The organism is Streptomyces sp. WMMC940, assembly GCF_027460265.1.
Lineage (GTDB): Bacteria > Actinomycetota > Actinomycetes > Streptomycetales > Streptomycetaceae > Streptomyces.
This window is the reverse complement of the sequence record NZ_JAPZBC010000001.1, coordinates 5,628,666-5,653,584: the sequence shown is the minus strand read 5'-3', so window position 1 is coordinate 5,653,584 and position 24,919 is coordinate 5,628,666. Positions and strand designations below refer to the sequence as shown.

The window sequence follows — 24,919 nt, the reverse complement described above, 5'->3', positions numbered from 1 at the left end:
TCAGGAAATGCCGCGGAAGAAGGTGCGGATGTCGTCCGCGAGCAGCTCCGTCTCCTCCATCGCGGGGAAGTGACCGCCCTCGGTGAACTCGCTCCAGTGGCCGATCGCCTTCCCCGGGTCCATCGCGCGGCGCATGACCGGGTGGGTGTCGAACACGGCCCATCCGGACGGCACGCCGGAGGCCATGACCCACTCGAGTCCGGAGTGCTCGCCCTCGTAGTAGAACTGCGCGCTCGACGCGCCGCTGCGGGTGAACCAGTACAGGCTGATGTTCGTGAGGAGCTGGTCGCGGTCGACCGACTCGTCCGGCGTCCGGTAGGCGCCGCTGGTCCTGGTCTTGAACTTCTCGGCGATCCACGCGAGCTGACCGACCGGCGAGTCGGTGAGTGCCGCGCCGATCGTGTCGGGACGGTGGTTCTGCATCTCGAGATACCCGCGCTCGGCCGCGTACTCGGTGCGCACTGCCTCGATCTGGGCGATCTCGTCATCGGACAGACCGTCGGGGTAAGGGAACTTGTCGCCGACCAGCGAGAGCAACGCGCGGTCGCTGCCGAGGTGCGTGCCGATGACGCGCTCCGGGTGGAGCGCCGCGAGGCGGCTGGTGGTGCCCGTACCGATGTCGGTGCCGTGGGCCGCGAACCTCTCGTAGCCGAGACGCGTCATGATCTCGGCGTAGGCCTCCGTCGTCCGCGCCAGCTCCCAGCCGGTCCCTGACAACGGGGTGGAGAACCCGAAGCCGGGCAGTGACGGGACGACCACGTGGAATTCGTCGGTCAGCAGCGGGATGAGTCGCTGGTACTCGACGAACGAGCCCGGCCAGCCGTGGTTCAGGATCAGCGGGGTGGCCTCCGGGTTCGTCGATCGCACGTGGACGACGTGGAACGTCTGGCCGTTGACGACCGTCGTGAACTGCTCGTACTCGTTGAGCTTCACCTCCTGCGCACGCCAGTCGAACCCGACGCGCCAGTACTCGGCGAGCTCCTTCAGGTACCCCAGCGGGATGCCGCGGCTGAAGTCGGTGCGATCGTCTCGGCCCGGCACGGGGATCGGCCAGCGCGTGTGTGCCAGCCGGTCGCGCAGATCGTCGATGTCGGACTGCGGGATGTCGATGCGGAACGGTGTGAGTGCGTTGTTCTCGTTCATGACCCCGACGTTCCCAGGCAATGCGGCAGGTTGGCTTCCGCGATTGCTGAAATGATGGAGAACGTGTTGAAGACCTCGGCCCGCCTGCTCGAACTGCTGTCATTGCTCCAGCTCAAGCGCGACTGGACGAGCTCCGAGCTCGCCGGCCGGCTCGATGTGAGCACGAGGACCGTGCGCGCCGACATCGGCAAGCTGCGGTCGCTCGGCTATCCCGTCGACGCGCGCCCCGGCGTCGCGGGCGGGTACCGGCTCGCCGCCGGGACGGCGATGCCCCCGCTGCTGCTCGACGACGACGAGGCCGTCGCCGTCGCCGTCGGACTGGGTGCGGTCGCGACCCAAAGGCTCGGCGTCGAGGAGACATCGCTCACCGCGCTCGCGAAGCTGGAGCAGGTGCTGCCCTCGCGTCTGCGCCGGCGCGTCAAGGCGGTACGTGAGGCGACGAGCGTCGTTCCAGGGGCCGAACCGCCGCTCGATCTCTCGGTTCTCGGCGCGGTCGCTGCCGCGATCCGCGGCCACGAACGGCTCCGGTTCGGATACACGAAGCCCGGGGGCAGCGAAGGGGCCCGCCACACCGAACCGCAACGGCTGGTGAGCTGGGGGCCGCTCTGGTACCTGCTCGCGTGGGATCTCGACCGTGACGACTGGCGGGTCTTCCGTGTCGACCGCATGGCTCCGCACGCACCGACGGGTGCGCGGTTCCAGCCGCGGGTGATCCCGGAGGACGATGTCGTCGAGTACGTGGTCGGACGCGTCAGCAAGGCGGCCTGGAAGTATCGCGCCCGGGTACTCGTGCATGCTCCCGCCGCCAAGGTCGCCGCGAAGATCCCCATCCCGGTCGACATCGAGGTGGTCGACGAGTCCACGTGCCGTGTCGAGCTGGGTTCCGACGATCCGGACCGGCTCGCGCTGTGGATGACACAGCTCGGCGTCGACATCGAGGTGATCGACGGGGACGAGCTCGCGGTGGCGTTCGATCGCCTCGCGACGAGGTTCCGCCGCGCGGCGGGTGGCGCATCCACGACGTGACCCTCGGCCGTCGGGTGGCGCGCTCCACGGCGTGCCGGTCGCGGTGGTCGACGCGGTCGGAGCGTGGCGGGCGCCCGCCCGCGGGCCCCAGGCGGGCCGGACCGCCGCTCGTCGCCGGAGCCCGCAGCCGCGTCCACGCCCGGCACCCGCACCCGCGTGCCCGCAGTGGGGCGCGGCGCGGAGCAGGTGCCGGAGAACGGGCCGCGGAGAGGGGCGCAGCGCACCGGCACCGCGTGCCCCATTTCGAGGCACCCTGTGCCGACTTTCTCGGCCTGGAGAAGTTTTTCGCTCAACGCTTTGATCGATCATCGATCGTCGGCTTACAGTTCACCACGGACTCACCGGTCCGCCCGGCCCCGTCCTGCCAGACAGGCCCCATCTCCACCTCCCCCTCCTCTCCGGAAGGCGGTGTCATGACCGACCCCGTAGCCATGCTTCCGAGCGAGCTCGACCAGCTCCCGGACCGTGACACCGAGGAGACCGCCGAATGGGCGGCCTCCCTGGACGCCGTCACCAAGGCCGCCGGCCCCCATCGCGCCGCGTACCTGATGCGCCGCACCCTCCAGCACGCCGAGGGCGTCGAGGGGCTCGACCTGCCCAAGCTTCTGGAGACGGACCACGTCAACACCATCCCCACCGCCGCCGAGCCCGTCCCGGCCGGCGACGAGGAGATGGAGCGCCGGATCACCGCCTGGAACCGGTGGAACGCCGCCGCGATGGTGACCCGCGGCGCCAAGCACGGCGTCGGCGGCCACATCGCCACCTTCGCCTCCGCCGCCTGGCTCTACGAGACCGGCTTCAACCACTTCTTCCGCGGCAAGGAGCAGGACGGCTCCGGCGACCAGCTCTACATCCAGGGCCATGCCTCCCCCGGCATCTACGCCCGCGCCTTCCTCGACGGGCGTCTCACCGAGGCGCACCTCGACAACTTCCGCCAGGAGGCGGGCGGCAACGGTCTGCCCTCGTACCCGCACCCGCGCCGGCTGCCCTGGCTGTGGGAGTTCCCGACGGTGTCCATGGGCCTCGGCCCGCTGTCGGCGATCTACCAGGCGCGCTTCAACCGCTACCTGACCAACCGCGGCATCAAGGACGTCTCCGCTTCGCACGTCTGGGCGTTCCTCGGCGACGGCGAGATGGACGAGCCCGAGTCGACCGCGGCGCTCGCGCTGGCCAGCCGTGAGGGCCTGGACAACCTGACCTTCGTGATCAACTGCAATCTGCAGCGCCTCGACGGCCCGGTCCGCGCCAACTTCAAGATCGTGCAGGAGCTGGAGGCCCAGTTCCGCGGCGCCGGCTGGAACGTCGTGAAGACGCTCTGGGGCAACGCCTGGGACGAGCTCTTCCAGCTCGACACCACGGGCGCCCTGGTCCGCCGGCTGCGCGAGGTCCCGGACGCGCAGGTCCAGACGTACCAGACGCGCGACGCCGCCTACATCCGCGAGGACTTCTTCGGCAAGGACCCCGCGCTCGTCGAGATGGCGAAGCTGCTCTCGGACGACAAGATCCTGGAGTGCTTCCACCTCTCGCGCGGTGGCCACGAGCCGCGCAAGGTGTACGCCGCGTACAAGGCCGCGCTGGAATTCAAGGGCGCCCCGACGGTGATCCTGGCCCAGACGGTCAAGGGCTACACGCTCGGCGAGGGCTTCGCGTCCAAGAACTCCAACCACCAGATGAAGAAGCTGACGGCGGACGAGTTCAAGGCCATGCGGGACCTGCTCGACCTGCCGATCAAGGACGGCGACTTCGCCGACGGACAGGTGCCCTACGGCCACCCCGGTGCGGACTCCCCCGAGGTCCGCTACCTCCAGGAGCGCCGCGCGGCCCTCGGCGGACCGGCCCCGGCCCGCCGCGTCCACCCGGTCGCCCCGCTGCCCGCGCCCGCCGAGAAGGCCTTCGCCGCCTTCGACAAGGGCTCCGGCAACCAGTCGGTGGCGACGACCATGGCGTTCGTCCGCCTGGTCAAGGAATTGATCCGCGACAAGGAGACCGGCAGGCGCTGGGTCCCGATCGTCCCGGACGAGGCCCGTACCTTCGGCATGGAGTCGCTGTTCCCGTCGCTCGGCATCTACTCGCCGAAGGGCCAGACCTACGAGCCGGTCGACCGCGACCAGCTCATGTACTACCGCGAGGCGAAGAACGGCCAGATCCTCAACGAGGGCATCACCGAGGCCGGTTCGATGGCGGACTTCATCGCCGCCGCGTCGTCGTACGCGACGCACGGCGAGACGATGATCCCCTTCTACATCTTCTACTCGATGTTCGGCTGGCAGCGGACCGCCGACCAGATGTGGCAGCTCGCCGACCAGCTCGGCAAGGGTTTCCTCGTCGGCGCCACGGCCGGCCGGACGACCCTGACGGGCGAGGGCCTGCAGCACGCGGACGGCCACTCGCCGGTGATCGCGGCGACGAACCCGGCGGCGCTCACGTACGACCCGGCGTTCGCCTACGAGGTCGCGGCCATCGTCAAGGACGGTCTGCGCCGGATGTTCGGCGAGGCCCGCCCGGACGAGGACCCGGACGTCTTCTACTACCTGACGGTCTACAACGAGCCGATGCCGCAGCCCGCGAAGCCGGAGGGCGTCGACGAGGGCATCGTCCGGGGCCTGTACCGCTTCAAGGAGGGCGAGGGCGCGGCGGACGACCCGCGCATCCAGCTGCTCGCGTCGGGCACGGCGATCCACTGGGCGCTGGAGGCGCAGCGTCTGCTGGCCGCCGAGTGGGGCGTCACGGCGGACGTGTGGTCGGCGACGTCCTGGACCGAGCTGCGGCGCGACGCGCTGGAGGCGGACGAGGCGCTGCTGCGCGGCGAGTCCCGGATCCCTTACGTGCGCCAGGCTCTGGAGGGCGCCGAGGGTCCGGTGCTCGCGGTGAGCGACTACATGCGGCAGGTGCCGGACCAGATCGCCCAGTGGGTGGAGCAGGACTGGTCGTCGCTGGGAGCGGACGGCTTCGGTCTGTCGGACACCCGTGAGGCGGCGCGCCGCCACTTCGGTGTGGACGCGCAGTCGATCGTGGTCGCGGCGCTGGCGCAGCTCGCCCGGCGCGGCGAGGTCCCCGCGTCCGCGGTGAAGGACGCCCGCGAGCGCTACGGCTTCTGAGCCCCTGGTGCCGCGTCAGGCACCAGGCTCTCCCGGACGCCCCCGCAGCCTCCTCGGGCCGCGGGGGCGTCCGCATTCCGGTCCCCGGCCCGTCCCGGCGCACCGACGTCCCCGGCGGCCGCCCCCGTCCGTGCGAGCCGCGACAATGGCCACCATGCGCGCTGCCCGGCTCATCAAGATGGTCCTGCTGCTCCAGTCCCGCCCCTCCATGACCGCCTCCGAGCTCGCCCGGGAGCTGGAGGTCTCCGAGCGGACCGTCACCCGGGACGCGCTCGCGCTGTCGGAGGCGGGGGTCCCGGTGTACGCGGACCGCGGGAGGGCCGGGGGGTACCGGCTCGTCGGCGGGTACCGGACCCGGCTGACCGGGCTGGCCAGGAGCGAGGCCGAGGCGCTGTTCCTGTCCGGGGTGCCCGGAGCGCTGCGCGAGATGGGGCTGGAGGACGCGGCCTCCGCCGCGCGCCTCAAGGTCTCCGCCGCGTTGCTCCCGTCGCTGCGGGACGCCTCGCGCTCCGCGGCCCAGCGGTTCCATCTGGACGCACCCGGCTGGTACCAGGAGCCGGAGACCCCGGACCTGCTGCCGGTGGTCGCCGAGGCCGTGTGGGGCGACCGGGTGCTGACGGCGCGCTACCGGGAGGCCGAGCGCCGGCTGGAGCCCTACGGCCTCGTGCTGAAGGCCGGGGTCTGGTACCTGTGTGCCCTCGCCGACGGCACGTCGTTCCGCGTCTACCGCATCGACAGGTTCACGGCCGTCTCCCTGACCGACGAGCGCTTCGAGCGGGACGCGTCCTTCGATCTGCCCGCCTTCTGGGAGGAGCGCGCCGCGCAGTTCGCCCGCTCGATCCTGCGGGCCGAGGTGGTGCTGCGGCTGTCCCCGGAGGCGGCCCGCCGGCTGCCCCACGTCACGGACCGGGCCGCCGCGGAGGAGGCGCTGGGGGCGGCGGGGCCGGCGGACGACCGGGGGTGGCGCACGATCACGCTGCCGGTGGAGTCCGAGGTGGTGGCGTTCACCCAGCTCCTGTCGCTCGGGCCGGAGTCGGAGGTGATGGGCCCGGAAGGCCTCCGCCAGAGGTTCGCGACAGCCGCGGCCGGTATGCACGCCCTCTACGGGGGCACGCCCGCCGGGACCACGGCTCAGCGGTAGTCCTCCGCCGATCCCTCCTTGCCCCCGAACACGACGTCCTCGAAGTACGCCCAGGCGTCCGGCCGGCTCCCGTCGGTGTCCGTGAAGCCGTACTCCCGGGCCAGCTGTCCGCTGGAGAGCGACCGCCCGTTCCAGCGGGCCCGGTCCGGGTCGGCGGCGAGGGCGGCGACGGCGCGGCCGACGTACACCGGCGACTCGGCGACGGCGAAGTGGGGCTGGTGGGCGACCGCGTCCCGCCAGTTGTCCTCGCGGACCCCGAAGGCCTCCAGCATCTGCTCGGAGCGCAGATAGCCCGGCGTCACGCACACCGCGGTGCAGCCGGTGTCCTTCAGGTCCTCGCCGAGGGTGAACGCCATTCGGATCGGGGCGTTCTTGGCGAGGTCGTAGTAGAAGTTCTCGCGGAAGCGGCGGTTGGTCTCCGCCGTGCCGTCGGTGACCTCGACGACGAGCCCGCCGGGCCGGCGCGTGAGCAGGGGCAGGGCACAGCTGCTGGTGATGATGTGGCTGCGGACGCCCAGTTCCAGCATGCGCAGTCCGCGGTCGAGGTCGGTGTCCCACATCTTGGTGTCCCAGACGACGAGGTGCTCGCCGCCCCAGACGTCGTTGACGAGGACGTCCAGCCGGCCGTGCTCCTCGTCGACGCGGGCGACGAGCGCTCGGACCGCGGCCGCGTCGAGGTGGTCGGTGGGGACCGCGATGCCCAGGCCGCCCGCCGCCGTGACCAGTTCGGCCGTCTCCTCGATGGTCTCGGTCGCCCGGCCGACCTCGCTGACGCGCTCCCTCGTGGTGCGTCCGGTCACATAGACGGTGGCGCCCGCCGCGCCCAGTTGGACGGCGATGGCCCGGCCCGCGCCCCGTGTCGCGCCCGCGACGAGCGCGATCTTCCCCTGCAGTGCTGTCTCGGTCGTCATGCTGCGACGCTCGCACGGAATCCCGACATCCTCCGTCCGCATTTCCCGGACGCTCTCCCCGGCCGCCCTCCGGTCCGTGTGGCGGCAGCGGCCCGGCCGCCCTCCGGACCGTGGCCCCGCCCGACGTCGCGGCCGATTTCCGAGGGGCGGTATTTCGGCCGCTCCACGTGCGCGGCCCCCCGCGAGCCCCGATGCTTGTCCCGTGATGGACGAGACGGAGTTCTGGGAGATCATCGACAGCACGCGCGAGGCCGCCGAGGGCGATCCCGAGGACCACGCCGACCTGCTCGTCGAGCGGCTGCTGCAGCTCGACCCCGACTCCGTCCTGGACTTCGCGCGGCACTTCGAGTCCCGCTACAACCGCGCCTACCGCTGGGATCTGTGGGGGGCCGCCACCGTGCTGCTGGACGGGGCGAGCGACGACGCGTTCGACTACTTCCGCTGCTGGCTGATCGGCCAGGGCCGGGAGGTCTTCGAGGGCGCGGTGCACGAGCCGGACTCCCTCGCCGAACTCCTGGACGACTTCGACGAGGAGATCGACGGCGACGGTGAGGAGCTGGGCTACGCGGCCGACGAGGCCTACGAGCAGCTCACCGGAACGGCCGCACCCGATCTGGGGATCGCCGCGCAGTCCGCGGAGCCGGAGGGCACCCCGTTCGACCTCGAGAACGACCGGGTGCTCGCGGAACGGTTCCCGGCGCTGTGGCAGCGCTTCGGGGCCTAGAACGCCCCCCGCCCGGGCGCGCGCCGGAGCGCGAAACGCTCCGCGCGCGTGCCCGGACGGAGTGCGTACGGCGCACGGGCGGGTGACGCTCCGGACCCTGACGCACGGTCGGTCCCGTCTGCCGCCGGCGGGCGTACGCTTCGTCCGGTGAGCACCACGCCGCCGTCACCCCGCCGGCCGCTGACCGAGCGCCGCAAGGCCGCGACCCGGCTGGAGATCGCCCGCGCCGCCGCGGAACTGTTCACCGAACGCGGCCCGGACGCCACGTCGGCCGAGGAGATCGCGGACCGGGCCGGGGTGGCCCTGCGCACGTTCTACCGGTACTTCCGCCACAAACAGGACGCCGCCGGGCCGTTGCTCGCCATGGGCGCCGAGCGCTGGCTGGCGCTGCTCGCGGCCGCCGGCCCGGGCGCCCCGCTGCCGGAGGTCCTGGAGCGGACGCTCACCGAGGCGCTCGCGGCACCGGAGGGCGGATCGGCCGAAGGGCTGCGCCGTACGCGGTCGCTGCTGCGCGCGGCGGTACGGGATCCGGCGCTGCGGGCGGTCTGGTACCGGGTGAACCAGGAGTCGGAGGAGCGCCTGGTACCGGTGCTCGCCGGGCTGGCCGGGCCGGACGCCGACCCCTTGGAGCTGCGGCTCGCGGCGGCGGTCGCCGTGGACGCGCTGCGGATCGGACTGGAGGTCTGGGCAGCGTCGGACGCGCCGCCCGGGGCGGCGGGCGGTACCGGGTCGCCGGCGGGACCGGCGGTGCGGTGTCTGCGCGAACTGTCCGGCGGGCTGCGCCCGTTGGCCCCCGCGACATGGGCTACCCGGTGAGCGGGCGCCCCATGAGCACGTCGTCGACGTACCGACCGGCGAGGAAGAACTCACCGGGCAGGACTCCCTCGACGGTGTAGCCCTCCGACTCGTAGAGCCGGCGGGCCGGGGTGTTGTGCCCGAGCACCCGCAGGGTGAGGCGGACCGCGCCCTCCCGGCGTGCCGCGTCACCGGCGGCGCGGAGCAGTGCCCGCGCCACGCCCCGTCCACGCGCCCAGTCGGCCACCGCGAGGCCCTGGATCTGGCGTACGTGCTGGTTGCAGGAGAGCGGCGTGGGGGCGCAGACACGGATGTAGCCGGCGATCCTTCCGTCCCCGACCGCGCCTTCGGTCACGGGTTCGGCGACCAGGTGCTGCTCCGGCGGGTGGGTCTCGTCGAAGAACGGCCGGTACGGGGGCACCGGGCGCGGCTGGACGGCGTGCAGCGTCGACCAGGTGGCGCGGTCGAGTTCGGCGAGGGCGGTGTCGTCGGATCCCTGTGCCGGGCGTATGACGAAGGGGGTGCCGGGTTCGGACATGGCGGTCACTGTGTCATGGGGCAGGATGTGACGCATGCGTATTGCTGTGACGGGCGCGGGCGGTCTGATCGGTTCGGCACTGGTGCGTTCCCTGCGGGCCGGGGGCACGGCTGGGCACGAGGTGGTGCGACTCGTCAGACGGGCGCCGCGGGCGGCGGACGAGGTCCGGTGGGACCCGGCACGGCAGTACGTGGACGCGGCGGGGCTCATCGGCTGCGAGGCGGTCGTCCATCTCGCGGGTGCCGGGGTGGGCGACCGCCGCTGGAGCGAGGCGTACAAGAAGGAGATCCGGGACAGCCGGGTGCTCGGCACGGCCGCGCTCGCGGAGGCTCTTGCGTCACTGGAGGAGCCGCCGCGGGTGCTGGTGTGCGGCTCGGCGATCGGGTACTACGGCGACACGGGCGACCGCGCGGTCGACGAGAGCGCGCCCCCCGGTGCGGGCTTCCTGCCCGGTGTCTGCGAGGAGTGGGAGGCCGCGGCGGCACCGGCCGAGGAGGCGGGTGTCCGGGTGGCGTTCGCCCGCACGGGACTGGTGGTGGCGCGTGAGGGCGGTGCGTGGGGAAGGCTCTTCCCGCTGTTCCGGGCGGGCCTGGGCGGGCGGCTGGGCAGCGGCCGCCAGTTCTGGAGCTTCATCTCCTTGCAGGACGAGATCGCCGCGCTGCGCCACATCGTGGACACGGACACCCTGTCGGGCCCGGTCAATCTGACAGCTCCGGAACCACTGACCAATCGAGAGGTGACGGCGGCGATGGGCCGTGTGCTCCACCGTCCGACCCTGCTCACGGTGCCGCCGGTAGCCCTGCGGGTGTATCTCGGCGAGTTCGCGGAGGACGTCCTCGGCAGCCAGCGGGTCGTGCCGAGGAAGCTCCTCGAGTCCGGCTTCACCTTCTCCCATCCGTCCGTCGACGAGGCGATCCGCGCGGCCCTCGCCTGACACGGACACGGGCAGGCCCGGCGGCGCCGGGGCCGACGGCCCGAGGGGGCTCCACCGGGGGCGAGCGACCGAGCGGTCCTCGTCGTGGGCCGGTGCGGTTCCCGGCGCGGGCACTGCCCGGGCGCCGTCTCTCACGCCCGGCGCTTCCGCGTGAAGACGGTGGTGCGCTCCGCACGCCCCGGCGTGCGCGCCGGGGCGAAGCCGATCGCACGGCCGTGCGACCCCGTGCTCCCGGGCGCCCACCGCGCGCGCGTGGATTCCCGCGGCCGGGTTTCTACCCTCGTTCCGAACTTCGGCATTCCGCCAGCCGGTTGGGGGCATGAGCACCCCACCACAGCCGCGCCGACCTCGGGGAGGGGCACGTGCTCAGCAGCGCACGCCACGCGGACGTCGTCATCGTCGGAGCCGGGATCGCCGGGCTCGCGGCGGCTCATCGGCTGACCGGTGCGGGAGTCACGGTCGTCGTACTGGAGGCCGGACCGAGGGTGGGGGGCCGGACGGCCACCGGAGAGCTGGACGGGTTTCGGCTCGACCGGACGGTCCGGCTGCTCAACACCTCGTATCCGGAGCTCCGCCGCACCCCCGTCCTGGCCGACCTGCCGCTGAGCCGCTTCTCGCCCGGCGTGCTCGTGCACAGCGAGGGCCGGCACCACCGCGCCGGCGAAGTCCTCGGCATGCGCGGGACGGGTGGCGCGCGGCGCGCGAGGGGCGCATTGACTGCGGCGCGCGCCCTGGCAAGCGCCCCCCGGACACCCCTCGGCGGCGCCTTCGACCAGGCCCGGCTCACGGCGGCGCTCGGACGGCTCGCCGCGACGCCGCCCCGGCGACTACTGGCCCGGCGTGAACTTCCCACGCACGAAGCCCTGTTCAACCGCGGCCTGCCCTCGCGTACCGTTCACGGCTTCCTCCGGCCGTTGCTCGCCGCCCTGTTGAGCGATGCCGAGCTGGTCACCTCCAGCCGCTGCGCCGACCTCGTGCTGCGCGGCTTCGCGCGCGGCCGGCTCTGTGTGCCGACGGGCGGTGCCGACCGGCTTCCGGCGCTGCTCGCGGACGCGCTGCCGCCGGGCACCGTGCTCACCGGTGCCCGGGTCACCGAGGCGTCCATCTCCTCCGTCACCACCGAGGAACACGGCACCTTCACCTGCCGCTCCCTGCTCGTCGCGACGGGAGCCCGGGCCGCGGCGGAGCTGCTCCCGGGGCTGCGGGTGCCGGACTTCCACCCGCTGACGGTCCTGCACCACACCGCCCCTGCGCCACCGTTGGCCGAGCCGGCCCTGGTACTGGACGCGGACGGCTCCGGTCCGGTCGCGCACACGGCGGTGATGAGCGAGGTCGACCCGTCCCGTGCGCCCGAGGGCCGGGTGCTGATCACCTCCGCCGTGCTGGGCGATCCGCCCGCCGCGCTCGACGCACGGGTCCGGGCCCATCTCGCCACCCTGTACGGAACGTCCACCGCCGACTGGGAGCTGCTGGACGTGCACCACGACCCGGAGGCCGTCCCCGCCATGCCCGCTCCCCACGACCTGCGCCGGCCGGTGCGGCTGCTCTGCGGGCTCTACGTCTGCGGAGGCCACCGGGACACGAGCACCGTCCAGGGCGCGCTGCACTCGGGGCGCCGGGCGGCACACGCGGTACTGCGCGACTTCGGCATCCAGCCGGAACTCGCACCCGCGCTGCTCGGCACCGCCGCGGCCTGACCGCCGGGCCTCCGTGGACGGGGCCGTCCGGCCACGGGGGCCTCGGTCCGGACCGGGTCGGTGGGACCGGGGCACCAAGCCTCCGGAAGCGCGGGCAGGGCCGTGACCCACGGCCGCGGGCGCGGCCGTGGCTCACTCCCGCTCCGGTGCCGGTATGCCGCCCCGGTGCGGCCCGCGCCGCGTGCGGAGCCCACGCCCGCCGCGCACCCATGGGACCGGGGGCGTCCCGCCCGGGTACCGCCCCGGGTGCCGGGCGTCGGCGGATCAGCCCATCGCCGCGACACGGTCCCGGTAGGTACGGACCGCGGCCGCGTCGCGGTAGGGCTCCAGCCGTCGCTCGAAGTCGCGCACGTACTCGATGGCCCTGGCCGACCGCATCTCCGAGGCCTGCTGCGCCGCCTCCGCACCCAGAGCGCACGCCTGGTCCAGCTCCCCCAGGCCGAGCCGGGAGGTGGCGAGGACGACGCGGCAGAAGAGGCGGCTGCGCGCGAAGCCCGGGGCGCGCAGCTGGAGCGAGCGCTCGGCGTGCTGCACGGCCGCGCGGTACTGCTGCAGATCGCGGTGGCAGTGCCCGAACTCGTCGGCCAGCTGTGCCTCGTCGAAGAACCGCGCCCAGTGCGGCACGTCGTCCCCGGGCCGGGCGGTGTCCAGTGTGCGCTCGGCCCGGACGAGCGAGGCCGTGCAGGAGCGCACCTCCCCGAGCACGCCGTACCCGCGGGCCTCGACCGCGTGCAGCAGGGCCTGGACGGCGGGCGGGGCGGAGGAGCCGACGCCCTGCTGGGCGACCCGGGTGAGCTGGACGGCCTCCCGTCCGTGCCCGAGGTAGACGGCCTGCCGGGCCATCGTGACCAGTACGTACGCCCCGTAGGCACGGTCGCCCGCGGCCTGGGCCAGCCGCAGCGCCTGGACGAAGTACCGCTGGGCGAGACCGTGGGCGGCGATGTCGAACGACGTCCAGCCCGCGAGCCGGGTGAGGTCCGCGACCGCCCCGAACAGCCGGCGTCCGGTGCCCTCCCCGTACGTCCCGCGCAGCATCGGCTCGGCCTCGTGCTCCAGGTAGCGGACGAGCGCCTGACGGGCGTGGCCGCCGCCGTAGGCGTGGTCGAGGGTCCGGAAGAGCTCGCCGACGGACCGCAGGGCCGCGATGTCACCGGGGCCGACCCGCTGGCCCGGGCCGCGGTCCGTGCCGCGCTGCCGCGGCACCGACGTGCGGCCGCCCTGTCCCGGCACCCTGGCCTGCGCTCCGCTCTGGGTGGGCTCGCCGCGGGCCACCCGCTCGTCGGCGCGGCCGATCAGCCAGTCGCGGCTCGGGACGACGAGCCCGGCCGGAGTGAACGCGATCTTGCGCAGTTCGGCGTGGCTGCCCGAGTCCTTGCGCCAGAGCCCGCTGACGATGTCCACGGCCTCCTCCGGGGTGGCGGCGAACTCCAGCCCCGCGTAGACCGGCGCACACGCGTCCAGGCCCAGGTCCTGGGCCGACAGCCGCCGCCCGAGCCGCCGGGTGAAGACCTCGGCGATCAGGGCGGGTGTGGTGCCGCGCGGCTGCTGACCGCGCAGCCAGCGCGTCACGGACGTCTTGTCGTACCGCAGGTCGAGGCCGTGCTCCAGGCCGAGCTGGTCCACCCGGCGGGCCAGCCCCGCGTTGGAGAAGCCGGCTTCGGCGATGAGGGCGGCGAGCTGGCGGTTCGGGGTGCGCTGCGGGGGTCGGTCCGTCATCAGCTGTGCGGTCTCCTGCCTTCCGGGCCCGGGTGCGGCCCTCGCAGCCTGGGGGTCCCCCGGGCTCAGCTCTGGGGGGAGGAACGGCGCGAATTTAGCGGCCCATACCGGCGCAACCGCCGCCTTCGTCCCGCATTCATCCGATCGTGTGAGGATTGAGGGCGGCGCTGACGGGTGCGACACGAGTCGTACAGTGGCCGGAGCGTGATGAGTGCACCGTGAACGCTTGAGGGAGGCACAACGGTGAGCGAGCTGCGATTTGTCCATCTGGGCTTCGGCGACGACGCCGTCGAGTACCGGGCGGCCTGGGACGAGCAGCGCCGTGTGCACGCGGCCCGGTTCGCCGGCGAGATCCCGGACACCTGTCTGCTGCTGGAGCACCCGCCGGTCTACACGGCCGGACGGCGTACGGAGGACAGCGAGCGGCCGCTGGACGGCACCCCGGTCGTCGACGTCGACCGCGGCGGGAAGATCACCTGGCACGGCCCCGGTCAGCTGGTCGGCTATCCGATCATGCAGTTGCCCCGGCCCGTGGACGTGGTCGCCCACGTCCGGCGCCTGGAGGAAGCGCTGATCCGGACCTGCGCGGACTTCGGCGTGGAGACCACCCGGATCGAGGGCCGCAGCGGCGTCTGGGTCCTGGGCGACCCGGTCGAGCAGCGCCCGCTGGGAGGACTGTCGCTGGACCTCGACCCGCGGCTGCACGACGAGGAGTTCGACCCCCGCCTCAGCGGCCCGGAGTACGCCCCGTCCAACGCCGGGCAGCGCCGAGAGGACCGCAAGCTCGCCGCCATCGGCATCCGCGTCGCCAAGGGCGTGACGATGCACGGCTTCGCGCTGAACGTGAATCCGGACAACACGTGGTTCGACCGGATCGTGCCCTGCGGCATCCGGGACGCGGGGGTGGCCTCGCTCGCCGGCGAACTGGGTCGTGACGTGACGATCGCCGAGGTCCTGCCGGTCGTCGAGAAGCACCTGCGCGAGGTGCTGGAGAACGCCGACCTGCGGCCCCGGGCAGTGGAGCGCGGGACCGGCCCGGAGGCCGTGACGGAGGCCGCGGGCCCGGCTCCGGAGCCCGCCCCGGCAGCCTGAGGAATGCCCACCCCTGGCCAGAGGTTGGCCACGGGTGAGGGCATCACAATCAACGGGCGTACCCTGGGGTCCGCCGAGGAATCGAAGTGTAGGGAGCCGGTCGTGTCCGCTGTAGCACCCGACGGACGCAAGATGCTGCGCCTGGAGGTCCGGAACAGCCAGACCCCCATCGAGCGCAAGCCCGAGTGGATCAAGACCCGGGCGAAAATGGGCCCCGAGTACAACCAGCTGCAGAAGCTCGTCAAGAGCGAGGGCCTGCACACGGTCTGCCAGGAAGCCGGCTGTCCCAACATCTTCGAGTGCTGGGAGGACCGCGAGGCCACCTTCCTCATCGGCGGTGACCAGTGCACCCGGCGCTGCGACTTCTGCCAGATCGACACGGGCAAGCCGCAGGCGCTCGACCGCGACGAGCCGCGCCGCGTCGGCGAGTCCGTCGTCACGATGGACCTGAACTACGCCACGATCACCGGCGTCGCCCGCGACGACCTGGAGGACGGCGGCGCCTGGCTGTACGCGGAGACCGTGCGCCAGATCCACGCGCAGACGGCGGACCGCGAGGCCGGCCGCACCAAGGTCGAACTGCTCATCCCCGACTTCAACGCGGAGCCGGACCAGCTGGCCGAGGTCTTCTCCTCCCGCCCGGAGGTGCTGGCGCACAACGTCGAGACGGTGCCGCGCATCTTCAAGCGCATCCGCCCCGGCTTCCGGTACGAGCGCTCCCTGAAGGTGATCACCGAGGCCCGCGCGGCCGGCCTGGTCACCAAGTCGAACCTGATCCTCGGCATGGGCGAGACCCGCGAGGAGGTCAGCGAGGCCCTGCAGCACCTCCACGACGCGGGATGCGAGCTGATCACCATCACCCAGTACCTGCGGCCGTCCGTGCGGCACCACCCCGTCGAGCGCTGGGTGAAGCCGCAGGAGTTCGTGGAGCTGAAGGAGGAGGCCGACGAGATCGGCTTCTCCGGTGTGATGTCCGGCCCGCTGGTGCGGTCCTCGTACCGGGCCGGACGCCTCTACCAGCAGGCCGTGGACCAGCGGCGGTCGGCAGCCGCGCAGCGGAGCGGGGAGAGCGTGCCCATCACCCCGGCCGTGTGAATTCACGCACAAGAAATTACCGATCGGTAATGGCCGGTTCCACGCGGTCCGTACGCTCCCCGCAGGTCGGGGGCCCGTACGGGCCGCGCAGTGGTTCCGGCAGTGCGCGGAAAGGTTTCATCAGCGTTTGACCGGCGAGTCACGCCCTGGTAACACCGTTCAGTGACGCTGTCCTCACGCACAGCACGCACGCTCCCACCGCTCACCACCCGCCCCCGAGGGAGACCTCCGCCATGCAGGCCGCGACCTCCGTACGCGCCAACGCCTTCCCGACGCTCACCCAGACCCTGCTCGCCGTCGAGTCCGTACTGCTGGGCGGCGGCCAGCGCACCGCCCGCCGCAACGCCTGGACCGCGGTCCTCGAGGACCGCCGCCGCGCCAGGGACCGGGTCGAGGCGCAGCACGTCCTGGAGGCCGTGGCGACTCGCTCCTCCTGAGGCACGTAAACTTCAGGACATGGCGAGGAAGGATCAGGCAGAGAACTCTGCGAACCCCGGGCGACTGAAGCAGATCGCCCTTACCTACAAGATGACCCGGCGGGTCGACTCCAAGGTCGGTCTTGTCGTCGCGGGTGTGGGAATCGTCACCTTCGGTGTCTTCCTCGCGATCGGTTTCCTGATCGACCACCCGATCTATCTGGGCATCCTGGGCTTCCTGCTGGCCTTCCTCGCGATGGCGATCGTCTTCGGACGCCGCGCCGAGCGTGCCGCCTTCGGGCAGATGGAAGGACAGCCGGGAGCGGCGGCCGCCGTACTGCAGAACGTGGGCCGGGGCTGGACCACGACCCCTGCGGTCGCGATGAACCGCAACCAGGACGTCGTCCACCGGGCCGTCGGCCGCGCCGGCATCGTGCTGGTGGCCGAGGGCAACCCGAACCGGGTCAAGACCCTGCTGGCGGCCGAGAAGAAGCGGATGGCCCGGGTCGCCGTGGACGCTCCGGTGCACGACATCGTCGTCGGCAACGAAGAGGGCCAGGTGCCGCTGAAGAAGCTGCGCACCACGATGACCAAGCTCCCCCGTGTGCTGACCGGACCGCAGGTGACCCAGACGAACGACCGTCTGCGCGCGATGGGCGACCTGATGAGCAACATGCCCCTGCCGAAGGGCCCGATGCCGAAGGGCATGCGGATGCCGCGAGGCGGAAAGATGCGCTGACGCCGTCCCGTCCCCGGCCTCGCCGGCGGACGGGCACGACCGCCCGACACTGACGAAGAGGGCGCCCCGGTCGGACCGGGGCGCCCTCTTCGTGCGCGGTGGGGACGGGCACGGGTGGGCGGCTCGCGCCGTGTGCGCCCGCACGGACGGGTCGCGCGGGGTGCGCGAGGTGCGCGGACGGGCACCGGCACGGGGCGGCGCGCCCGACGGCGGGGTCCGCGGACAGCGCGGCGCCGCACGGGCGAGCAGCGCTGCCTGCGGGTCCACGGGCTGCGGGCTCACTGCTCGCGGCGGGGCGTACGCCGTACCCACTTCTCGGCACGCGAGGCTCCCGCGGCCCGGGCTGCGCGGCGGCGCGGGAGAGGCGTCAGATGCGCACCTGGACCGCGCGGGCGAGCCGGTCGTGGAGGCCGCGGCCGTCGCGGTCCCAGATGAGCGCCGGCACGGCCAGGCAGAGCAGCACGCTGCGGACCAGGACCCTGCCGACGCCGAGCCGACCGCCGTTCTCGCTGACGACCCGCAGCCCGAGCAGGCGCTTGCCGGGAGTGCTGCCGACGGTACCCACCGTCAGCACGGTGAGCGCGAGGAAGACCACCAGCGCCGGGTTGCCCGTCGCGGACCAGTCGCGGCCGGTGATGAGGCCGTATGCGATGAGCACGCACAGGCCCCAGTCGATGAAGAGCGCGCCGAAGCGCCGCCCGAGCGGGGCGATCGAACCCGGCCCCTCCGCCGGCAGCCCGAGCCGCTCGCCCCGGTGGCCGAAGTCGGCACCCATGTCCTCGGCCGCCGCGCGGGGCCCGGAGAGCCACGATCCGATTGCTTGCCTGTTGTCCACCCGTCCACGGTACTGTGCACGCTTTCGATCACCGCCTCCCGGGTGCCCGGAAACCCCTGGGGCAGCGCCTTCCCGGGCCTCGGTCACCGGCCCGGACGGGGCCGGGCGAGGGCAGCCCGAGGGGCCCGCGAGGCGTGTCGCGGCTCGGGGCACCGGCCGCCCGGTTAACTTCCGCGAAACAAATGAGTCATGCTGGAGAAATCCCGGCTGCCTAGGGTCGTGTCCTGCGTGTGCCACCGCACTGGCCGCACGACCGAGTCACAACCCCGCCCCTCCCCGGGACGGGAGTAGGAGGAGTTGGATGTTCCAGAACGCCGACGACGCCAAGAAGTACATCGCGGACAACGACGTGAAGATGATCGACGTCCGGTTCTGCGACCTTCCCGGCGTGATGCAGCACTTCACGATTCCGGCCACGGCGTTCGACCCGTCCGAGGAGCTCGCCTTCGACGGCTCGTCGATCCGCGGCTTCCAGGCCATCCACGAGTCCGACATGGCGCTGCGCGCGGACCTCTCCACGGCGCGCCTGGACCCGTTCCGCCGTGACAAGACCCTCAACATCAACTTCTTCATCCACGACCCGATCACGGGCGAGCAGTACAGCCGTGACCCGCGGAACATCGCCAAGAAGGCCGAGGCCTACCTCGCCTCCACCGGCATCGCGGACACCGCGTACTTCGGCCCCGAGGCCGAGTTCTACGTCTTCGACTCGGTGCGCTTCGCCACCTCGGCGAACGAGGGCTTTTACCACATCGACTCCGAGGCCGGCGCCTGGAACACCGGCGCGATCGAGGACAACCGGGGCTACAAGGTCCGCTACAAGGGCGGCTACTTCCCGGCACCGCCGGTCGACCACTTCGCCGACCTGCGCGCCGAGATCTCGCTGGAGCTGGAGAACGCCGGCCTGCAGGTCGAGCGCCAGCACCACGAGGTCGGCACGGCCGGCCAGGCCGAGATCAACTACAAGTTCAACACGCTGCTCGCCGCAGCCGACGACCTGATGCTCTTCAAGTACATCGTGAAGAACGTCGCCTGGCGCAACGGCAAGACCGCGACCTTCATGCCCAAGCCGATCTTCGGTGACAACGGCTCCGGCATGCACGTCCACCAGTCGCTGTGGCAGGGCGGCTCCCCGCTCTTCTACGACGAGCAGGGCTACGCGGGCCTCTCCGACACCGCCCGCTACTACATCGGCGGCATCCTGAAGCACGCCCCGTCGCTGCTGGCCTTCACCAACCCGACGGTCAACTCGTACCACCGCCTGGTGCCGGGCTTCGAGGCGCCGGTGAACCTGGTGTACTCGCAGCGCAACCGCTCGGCCGCGATGCGTATCCCGATCACGGGCTCGAACCCGAAGGCCAAGCGCGTCGAGTTCCGCGCGCCGGACCCGTCCTCGAACCCGTACCTGGCGTTCTCGGCGCTGCTGCTCGCGGGCCTCGACGGCGTCAAGAACAAGATCGAGCCGGCCGAGCCGATCGACAAGGACCTCTACGAGCTCGCCCCCGAGGAGCACGCGGGCGTCCCGCAGGTCCCGACCTCGCTGCCGGCGGTCCTCGACGCCCTCGAGGCGGACAACGAGTACCTCCAGGCCGGCGGTGTCTTCACTGCCGACCTGATCGAGACCTGGATCGACTACAAGCGCACGAACGAGATCGCCCCGATCCAGCTGCGTCCGCACCCGCACGAGTTCGAGCTGTACTTCGACATCTAGAAAGCCCGCAGGTCAGAGCGCAGTGACACTGACCTGGGCCGTACGTGGGCCGTGTCCTCCGCTCCGGGAGGACGCGGCCCACGGTCGTGTGCGGTCGAAGCTCCTCATGGATCGTCGAGCGGTCTGCGCGTGGTGGCCGGGCGGGGTACTCGCAGACCCGGTCGGTCACACCGCTCGGGCTCCGTCGCCCCGGTGGAACGGGTAGTCCGTGTAGCCGACTTCCCCGCCACCGTAGAACGTGGTCGGGTCGGCCGCCGTCAGGGGTAGGCTCTCCCGGTGCCGGCGGACCAGGTCCGGGTTGGCCAGGAACGGTGTGCCGAAGGCGATCAGGTCGGCGTCCCCGGCGTCCACCGCCGCCTGGGCGCGCGCGAGGTCGTAGCCGTTGTTGGCGATGAACACACCGGAGAACCTCGTCCGCAGCGCGCGGTAGTCGACAGCTGCGGTCTTCGTCGTCATGTCGCCCTCCAGGACGTGCGCGTACGCCAGACCGCGAGGACTCAGCTGCCCCAGGAAGTACTCGAAGTGGCCCTGCGGGTCGGAGTCCGACATCGAGTTGAAGCTGTTCTCCGGCGTCAGGCGCACGCCCACCCGCCCGGCGGGCCACAGGTCGCACACGGCGTCGAGGACTTCGTTCAGCAGACGCATACGGCCGGCCCTGCTGCCGCCGTAGGCGTCGGTGCGGTGGTTGGCCCCGTCGCGCAGGAACTGGTCGATCAGGTAGCCGTTGCCGGCGTGGATCTCGATGCCGTCGAAGCCCGCGTGCCTGGCCAGCTCCGCGGCGCGGCGGAACTGGGCGACGATGCCCGGCAGGTCGTCACGTTCGAGTGCGCGGGGTGTCACGAAGTCCTGCGGGCCGGCGTGGGTGACGGCCTGTCCGGCGGGGGCGAGCGCGGAGGGGGCCACGGGCGTCCGGCCGTCCAGCAGGCTCGGGTGGGAGACGCGGCCGCAGTGCTGCAACTGGACGAAGATGCGGCCGCCCTCGGCGTGGACCGCCTCGGTCAGGCGTCGCCAGCTCGCCGCGTGGGCGCCCGAGTGGAGGCCGGGGGTGAAGGGGTAGCCCACCGCCTGGGGCGAGACGGTGGTGGATTCCGCGATGATCAGGCCCGCGGTGGCGCGCTGCCGGTAGTGGGTGACCATCAGCGGGGGAACGCACCCGTTGGCCTCGGCGCGGTTTCGGGTCATCGGCGCCATCACCAGCCGGTTGGCGAGCTTGAGGCCGCCCAGGTCGAACGGCGCGAACAGGTCGAGGGGCACAAGGAGCTCCAACGTTGCGTCGAGGGGTCGTAGGACAGCTGTCCTAGAGCGCCGCCACGCTAGGTCGCCCTCGCCGCCGATGTCAACGACTTGACGCCCTGGGACGGTTGACCTACGTTGTGATCCTAGGTCGGTTGTCCTACGGCGGAAGGGGATCAGCGTGACCGCTGTGACGACCCGTGAGCAGATCGTGTCGGCGGCCGACCGGCTCTTCTACCAACACGGCTACGAGCACACCTCGTTCGCGGACATCGCGGGAGCCGTCGGACTGTCGCGGGGCAACTTCTACTACCACTTCAAGTCCAAGGACGCGATCTTGGACGCGGTGATCGACGCCCGCCTTGCCGACACCCGCCGGATGCTGGAGCAGTGGGAGACCGAGGCGTCCACCCCGGCAGGCCGCATCATGCGGTACGTCGAGATCGTGCTGACGAACCGCGCCGACATCCAGTACTACGGCTGCCCGGTCGGCACCTTGACCACGGAGCTGGCCAAACTGGAGCACGCCATGCTCGGCCGGGCCGGCCGCCTGTTCACGCTGTTCCGCGCATGGCTCCGCGAACAGTTCGCGCTGCTCGGGCAGGCGGAGCGGGCCGACGAGCTGGCGATGCACGTGCTCGCTTTCAGCCAGGGCGTCGCCGTCATGGCCAACGCCTTCCACGACGAGGCCTTCATCCAGCGAGAAGTCGACCGGATGCGCGACTGGCTGCAGACCTACGAGAAATGAGAGACCCCATGTTCGTCGTCCTGCTCCGGTTCTCCGAAAACAAGGCCGCCGCCGGCCGGCACATGCCCGGCCATCAGGAGTGGATCCGGCGCGGCCTGGACGACGGCGTGTTCCTGCTGGTCGGCAGCATCCAGCCGGAGCTCGGCGGCGCGGTCCTCGCCCACAACGCCTCGCGCGAGGAACTCCACAAGCGCGTCGAGGAGGACCCGTTCGTCGCCCAGGACGTCGTCACGGCGGAGATCATCGAGATCGCGCCGGGAATGGCGGACGATCGGCTGGCCTTCCTGCGGTGAACCCCGGCCCCGGCCCCGGGACGCGGAGGGTCCGTCCCGCCGTGCGCGGGACGGACCCTCCGTGTCGGGCGGGGGAGTCAGCCGCCCTGCTGCGCCCCTCCGGGTCGCAGCAGGGCGCGGAGTTCCGCGATCGCGTCGCGCAGGCGGTCAGCGAAGGCGTGCATCCGGTCCGCGACCGGCAGCGGGGTGCTCAGGTAGAGGTTGAGGCGCTCGGGGAGCAGTACGTAGGCCACCCCGATGCAGCGGCTGCTGGTGGAGCCGAAGCCGAAGAACTGGATGTTGCGGGAGGGGGCGGAGCTGGTGCTGAGGTAGTCGTCGCGCATCTTCAGCCAGCCCGCGGTGCGGTAGAGCGCGGGTTGCTCGGTGACGCCGAGCTCCGGGCCGCGGCGGCGCTGGACGAGTTCCAGTTCCCACAGGTGCTGTTCGGGCACCTGGCCGGCCTGGGATGCCTTCGCACGCGCCACATGGGCGTCGGCCGCGGCACGGAACGCGGCGAGGCGCCCGGCCGGGGACGCGGCGGGATCCTCCATCGCCGTGACGAACGCCCGCATCTCCGGCGTGACGACGCGCATGGCCTCGGTGCGCCCGTTGCGGTACTGCCGGGTGGCGATCGATTCGTACGTGGCGCCCAGGAACCCCTTGGCGCGCTGGTGGGCGAGCTGGTAGGCGCACTGGACGAAAGCGTCCGGGGACATGCCGAGGGACTTGGCCGTGGTGCTGCCGAAGTCCGCGAAGGACACCGTGGTGGTCGCGGTGGCCTCTCCGTACGCGGCGAAGGACTCCGCGGCGGCGCGTACCTTCTCCCTGAGCGGTGCGTCCAGCGTGAAGACGACCGGCTCCGGCGCGGGCAGGCCCCGGGCGCGGGCCCCCGAGCGGCGGGAGTGCTCCTCGGCCGGGGTGTTCAGGAGGAAGTCGGTGAAGCCGAGGATGGTGGTGCCGTCGAGTTCGCAGTGCTCGACGTTGATGCCCGCGCGGCCGTCCGCGAAGACGACGAACGACACGGCCTTGTCGAACCAGCGGTTCCCACGGTCCCCGTACAGCAGTTCGTCGCACGCCTCCTGGACCCCGGCGGGTGCGAAGTCCTCCAGGCAGACGCAGAACAGCGCGGTCTCGACGACGTCCAGCGACTCGGCGTTGCGGGGGTCGGCGTGCAGCAGTTCCTCACGGGCTGCCGCCCACTCCGCGCGCGCCATCGTGGTGAGGTGGCCCACCGAGGTGTCCGGCGCGGGGGGCTCGGCCCCTGCCTTCACGACCGCGCCGAGTCCGGCCTCCAGGTCCTCCAGCCCGTAGGGCACGCCGTCCGGGCCGAGCACGTCCAGCCGGAACATGCCGCCGCGGAAGAACACCACGATGTGCCGGGCGGCGGACGGGCCGGGCCGGTCGGGCCCGTAGGGGGCGCGGACGGTGTCCCGGGGCACCCCCGGGATCCTGGTGGTGGAGTAGAGGAACGTGTTCTGCACCATCGACTGGGGGACTCCGCGCTGCACCACGGGCGGGAGCTGCTCCCGGTCGAGCAGGCCCTTGTGGTGCAACGCCCCCGCGATCAGCCCGGCTGCGCGCGCCAGTTGCCGCTCACCGGTGTCCTGGAACAGGAAGAAGAAGTTGGCGTTGAGCGCGATGCGGTCCCGCCGGCCCAGGTAGCGGTACGGCCAGAACGTGTCCAGCCAGCTGTGCACGCCCTCGGTGGCGTCGTACTCCTCCAGTGCCGCGTGCAGGACGCGGCCGGGGCCGTCGGGCCGGAGGAAGGCGGCGACCTCCGCCTCGGTCGCCGCGAGTTCGTCCGCGGTGAGCAGCGGAGCGCACCAGGCGAGGAACCGCTCGCAGCTCGCCTCCGGCGTCGGCAGCGGTACCCGCGGCAGGCTCGCCTCGTTGGCGAAGGTGGACGGGGCCGTGGCGGGCGCCGGGGCCTCCGGCGCGGACGTCTGAGGGTTGTTCACCACTTGTCTCGTTTCGGGTCGTCGGTGCCTGGGGTGTCGTACGGCCGGGAAAGGTAGAGCTGTGCGTGGAGCCAGCCTTCCGCCTCGAAGCCCCGCGCATCCACCCCGGCGGCCGCCATGCCGTCGAGGACGAGCGCCTGCTCCTCGGGGGAGGCGAACCGCCGCTGTCTGAAGACCTCGCCGACGCGGACGGTGCGGTACCCGAGCCCGGCAAGGGCCTGTTCGATCTGGTCGAAGGGGAACATCCGCAGCACGAAGTGCGCCATCCACGGCAGACGTCCGCCCTGGGCGCGGACCACGCGCGTCAGCGTCCGCTCGGTGACGTAGCCGAGGCAGCCCGTCGAGATCACCAGGTCGGTGCCGGCGAGCTGGGCGTGCTGGCGGGGCGTGGGGTCGTGGTTCTCCAGGTCGGCGTGGACCGCGTCGTCGAGGAAGCCCGCTTCGAGGGCGTAGGCCAGCGCGCTGCCGGCGGCGTCCAGGCCGACGAAGCGCAGGGGCTGTGCGGGGCGGCGGCAGCGGGCCAGTTCACGGTCACGGGCCAGGAGGGCCGCGCGGCTGTCGTCGGCGGCTCGGGCGTCGCCGTAGCGGCCGTACAGCTCGTCCATGGTCGCGTCGTACTTCACCAGCGCGGCGTTGATGCCGTAGGAGCAGCCGATGTCCAGCACCTGCGGCACCGCGACCTGCCGGGACTCGCGGTACTCCTGGATCAGCTTGGTGAACCAGGGTTTGGCCTGCTGGGGGACGCAGTAGCCGAGGGGGCGGAGCACGTTGAAGTACGTACGGGGGTCGGGTCGGGTGTAGATGTGGTCGAGGGAGACTTTTCCGGTGGCGTCGAATCGCACGGGGTTCTGCTCCTCCGTGGGGTCGCTGTGTGGGAAACGCCTGCGGGGCCGGGACGGACACGCTGCCCGGCCGCGGTGGTCCGGCGGTGGTGGGCGGGGGACGCGTGTGCCGGTGGCCGTGGGCGGATGTGCCGGCGCCGCGGGCGCCTGGGCCGCGTGCGGGGCGACTGCGGGGTGGCCCGGAGGGTCAGGGCGCGGCCGGGGCCCCAAGTGCCGCGTCAGGCAACGTTGGCCCGTCGCGCCCCCGGCACGGCG

General features: G+C 72.3%; 22 protein-coding genes. 14 read left to right on the top strand and 8 right to left on the bottom strand.

Annotated features, from left to right (window positions below; translation table 11 throughout):
- The gene (locus O7595_RS24925; protein ID WP_269730843.1) at positions 1–1,143 is read right to left on the bottom strand and encodes an epoxide hydrolase family protein; all 1,143 of its coding nucleotides are present in this window, start codon (positions 1,141–1,143) and stop codon (positions 1–3) included.
- 63 nt (positions 1,144–1,206) lie between these two features.
- Here O7595_RS24925 and O7595_RS24920 point away from each other — a divergent pair, with 63 nt between their 5' ends.
- From O7595_RS24920 to O7595_RS24910, 3 genes are all read left to right on the top strand, one after another.
- A complete protein-coding gene (locus O7595_RS24920; RefSeq protein WP_332328291.1) occupies positions 1,207–2,169 on the top strand; it encodes a helix-turn-helix transcriptional regulator in 963 nt (320 codons plus the stop codon).
- A gap of 413 nt (positions 2,170–2,582) precedes the next feature.
- A complete protein-coding gene (gene aceE / locus O7595_RS24915; protein ID WP_269730842.1) occupies positions 2,583–5,267 on the top strand; it encodes a pyruvate dehydrogenase (acetyl-transferring), homodimeric type in 2,685 nt (894 codons plus the stop codon).
- Between the two features lie 154 nt (positions 5,268–5,421).
- A complete protein-coding gene (locus O7595_RS24910) occupies positions 5,422–6,408 on the top strand; it encodes a helix-turn-helix transcriptional regulator (protein WP_269730841.1) in 987 nt (328 codons plus the stop codon).
- Here the strand turns inward: O7595_RS24910 and O7595_RS24905 are convergent.
- Positions 6,399–7,319, bottom strand: coding sequence for an SDR family oxidoreductase (locus tag O7595_RS24905; protein ID WP_269730840.1), 921 nt, complete (start codon positions 7,317–7,319; stop codon positions 6,399–6,401). The genes O7595_RS24910 and O7595_RS24905 overlap by 10 nt on opposite strands.
- A 205-nt stretch (positions 7,320–7,524) precedes the next feature.
- Here O7595_RS24905 and O7595_RS24900 point away from each other — a divergent pair, with 205 nt between their 5' ends.
- Both O7595_RS24900 and O7595_RS24895 read left to right on the top strand, forming a co-directional pair.
- Entirely contained in the window at positions 7,525–8,043 is a 519-nt protein-coding gene (locus O7595_RS24900; protein WP_269732615.1) for a DUF4240 domain-containing protein, read from the top strand.
- 147 nt (positions 8,044–8,190) lie between these two features.
- The gene (locus O7595_RS24895; protein WP_269730839.1) at positions 8,191–8,859 is read left to right on the top strand and encodes a TetR/AcrR family transcriptional regulator; all 669 of its coding nucleotides are present in this window, start codon (positions 8,191–8,193) and stop codon (positions 8,857–8,859) included.
- On the opposite strand, the gene O7595_RS24890 is transcribed toward O7595_RS24895, so the two are convergent.
- Positions 8,849–9,376, bottom strand: a complete 528-nt coding sequence (locus tag O7595_RS24890) for a GNAT family N-acetyltransferase (protein ID WP_269730838.1) — start codon at positions 9,374–9,376, stop codon at positions 8,849–8,851. The two genes, O7595_RS24895 and O7595_RS24890, sit on opposite strands and share 11 nt — an antisense overlap.
- Positions 9,377–9,410: 34 nt before the next feature.
- Here O7595_RS24890 and O7595_RS24885 point away from each other — a divergent pair, with 34 nt between their 5' ends.
- Both O7595_RS24885 and O7595_RS24880 read left to right on the top strand, forming a co-directional pair.
- Entirely contained in the window at positions 9,411–10,310 is a 900-nt protein-coding gene (locus tag O7595_RS24885; protein ID WP_269730837.1) for a TIGR01777 family oxidoreductase, read from the top strand.
- Positions 10,311–10,672: 362 nt separating this feature from the next.
- Positions 10,673–12,007: an NAD(P)/FAD-dependent oxidoreductase gene (locus O7595_RS24880; protein WP_269730836.1), complete on the top strand. Its 1,335-nt coding sequence runs from the start codon at positions 10,673–10,675 to the stop codon at positions 12,005–12,007.
- Positions 12,008–12,271: 264 nt separating this feature from the next.
- On the opposite strand, the gene O7595_RS24875 is transcribed toward O7595_RS24880, so the two are convergent.
- On the bottom strand, positions 12,272–13,723 hold the full coding sequence (locus O7595_RS24875; protein ID WP_269730835.1) for a regulator: 1,452 nt from the start codon (positions 13,721–13,723) through the stop codon (positions 12,272–12,274).
- A 243-nt stretch (positions 13,724–13,966) separates the two neighbouring features.
- On the opposite strand from O7595_RS24875, the gene lipB reads away from it, so the two are divergent.
- From lipB to O7595_RS24855, 4 genes are all read left to right on the top strand, one after another.
- Positions 13,967–14,815, top strand: a complete 849-nt coding sequence (gene lipB, locus O7595_RS24870; protein WP_269730834.1) for a lipoyl(octanoyl) transferase LipB — start codon at positions 13,967–13,969, stop codon at positions 14,813–14,815.
- A 102-nt stretch (positions 14,816–14,917) separates the two neighbouring features.
- Complete coding sequence (gene lipA / locus O7595_RS24865) at positions 14,918–15,910, top strand: lipoyl synthase (protein WP_269730833.1); 993 nt, start codon at positions 14,918–14,920, stop codon at positions 15,908–15,910.
- A gap of 233 nt (positions 15,911–16,143) precedes the next feature.
- On the top strand, positions 16,144–16,347 hold the full coding sequence (locus tag O7595_RS24860; RefSeq protein ID WP_017949918.1) for an SCO2195 family GlnR-regulated protein: 204 nt from the start codon (positions 16,144–16,146) through the stop codon (positions 16,345–16,347).
- A gap of 19 nt (positions 16,348–16,366) precedes the next feature.
- Entirely contained in the window at positions 16,367–17,065 is a 699-nt protein-coding gene (locus tag O7595_RS24855) for a DUF4191 domain-containing protein (protein ID WP_093660175.1), read from the top strand.
- A gap of 367 nt (positions 17,066–17,432) precedes the next feature.
- On the opposite strand, the gene O7595_RS24850 is transcribed toward O7595_RS24855, so the two are convergent.
- Complete coding sequence (locus O7595_RS24850; RefSeq protein ID WP_269730832.1) at positions 17,433–17,900, bottom strand: RDD family protein; 468 nt, start codon at positions 17,898–17,900, stop codon at positions 17,433–17,435.
- 301 nt (positions 17,901–18,201) lie between these two features.
- Here O7595_RS24850 and glnA point away from each other — a divergent pair, with 301 nt between their 5' ends.
- The gene (gene glnA / locus O7595_RS24845) at positions 18,202–19,611 is read left to right on the top strand and encodes a type I glutamate--ammonia ligase (RefSeq protein ID WP_093660179.1); all 1,410 of its coding nucleotides are present in this window, start codon (positions 18,202–18,204) and stop codon (positions 19,609–19,611) included.
- A 165-nt stretch (positions 19,612–19,776) separates the two neighbouring features.
- Here the strand turns inward: glnA and O7595_RS24840 are convergent, their stop codons facing one another.
- Entirely contained in the window at positions 19,777–20,865 is a 1,089-nt protein-coding gene (locus O7595_RS24840) for an alkene reductase (protein WP_269730831.1), read from the bottom strand.
- 160 nt (positions 20,866–21,025) lie between these two features.
- On the opposite strand from O7595_RS24840, the gene O7595_RS24835 reads away from it, so the two are divergent.
- Both O7595_RS24835 and O7595_RS24830 read left to right on the top strand, forming a co-directional pair.
- The gene (locus O7595_RS24835; protein WP_269730830.1) at positions 21,026–21,592 is read left to right on the top strand and encodes a TetR/AcrR family transcriptional regulator; all 567 of its coding nucleotides are present in this window, start codon (positions 21,026–21,028) and stop codon (positions 21,590–21,592) included.
- 8 nt (positions 21,593–21,600) lie between these two features.
- Positions 21,601–21,885 carry a YciI family protein gene (locus O7595_RS24830; RefSeq protein WP_269730829.1) on the top strand — a complete coding sequence of 95 codons (285 nt, stop codon included), beginning with the start codon at positions 21,601–21,603 and terminating at the stop codon, positions 21,883–21,885.
- 77 nt (positions 21,886–21,962) lie between these two features.
- On the opposite strand, the gene O7595_RS24825 is transcribed toward O7595_RS24830, so the two are convergent.
- Together O7595_RS24825 and O7595_RS24820 are read right to left on the bottom strand one after the other, a co-directional pair.
- Positions 21,963–23,822, bottom strand: a complete 1,860-nt coding sequence (locus O7595_RS24825) for a choline/carnitine O-acyltransferase (protein WP_269730828.1) — start codon at positions 23,820–23,822, stop codon at positions 21,963–21,965.
- The gene (locus O7595_RS24820; protein WP_269730827.1) at positions 23,819–24,664 is read right to left on the bottom strand and encodes a class I SAM-dependent methyltransferase; all 846 of its coding nucleotides are present in this window, start codon (positions 24,662–24,664) and stop codon (positions 23,819–23,821) included. Before O7595_RS24820 ends, O7595_RS24825 begins: the two co-directional genes overlap by 4 nt.
- Between the last annotated feature and the right edge of the window lie 255 nt (positions 24,665–24,919).

Coding starts and splice junctions, on each gene's coding strand:
- O7595_RS24885 (WP_269730837.1), top strand. CDS start 9,411: ATGCGTATTGCTGTGACGGGCGCGGGCGGTCTGATCGGTTCGGCACTG.
- aceE (WP_269730842.1), top strand. CDS start 2,583: ATGACCGACCCCGTAGCCATGCTTCCGAGCGAGCTCGACCAGCTCCCG.
- O7595_RS24860 (WP_017949918.1), top strand. CDS start 16,144: ATGCAGGCCGCGACCTCCGTACGCGCCAACGCCTTCCCGACGCTCACC.
- O7595_RS24905 (WP_269730840.1), bottom strand. CDS start 7,319: ATGACGACCGAGACAGCACTGCAGGGGAAGATCGCGCTCGTCGCGGGC.
- O7595_RS24890 (WP_269730838.1), bottom strand. CDS start 9,376: ATGTCCGAACCCGGCACCCCCTTCGTCATACGCCCGGCACAGGGATCC.
- O7595_RS24925 (WP_269730843.1), bottom strand. CDS start 1,143: ATGAACGAGAACAACGCACTCACACCGTTCCGCATCGACATCCCGCAG.
- O7595_RS24855 (WP_093660175.1), top strand. CDS start 16,367: ATGGCGAGGAAGGATCAGGCAGAGAACTCTGCGAACCCCGGGCGACTG.
- O7595_RS24875 (WP_269730835.1), bottom strand. CDS start 13,723: ATGACGGACCGACCCCCGCAGCGCACCCCGAACCGCCAGCTCGCCGCC.
- O7595_RS24830 (WP_269730829.1), top strand. CDS start 21,601: ATGTTCGTCGTCCTGCTCCGGTTCTCCGAAAACAAGGCCGCCGCCGGC.
- O7595_RS24900 (WP_269732615.1), top strand. CDS start 7,525: ATGGACGAGACGGAGTTCTGGGAGATCATCGACAGCACGCGCGAGGCC.
- glnA (WP_093660179.1), top strand. CDS start 18,202: ATGTTCCAGAACGCCGACGACGCCAAGAAGTACATCGCGGACAACGAC.
- O7595_RS24910 (WP_269730841.1), top strand. CDS start 5,422: ATGCGCGCTGCCCGGCTCATCAAGATGGTCCTGCTGCTCCAGTCCCGC.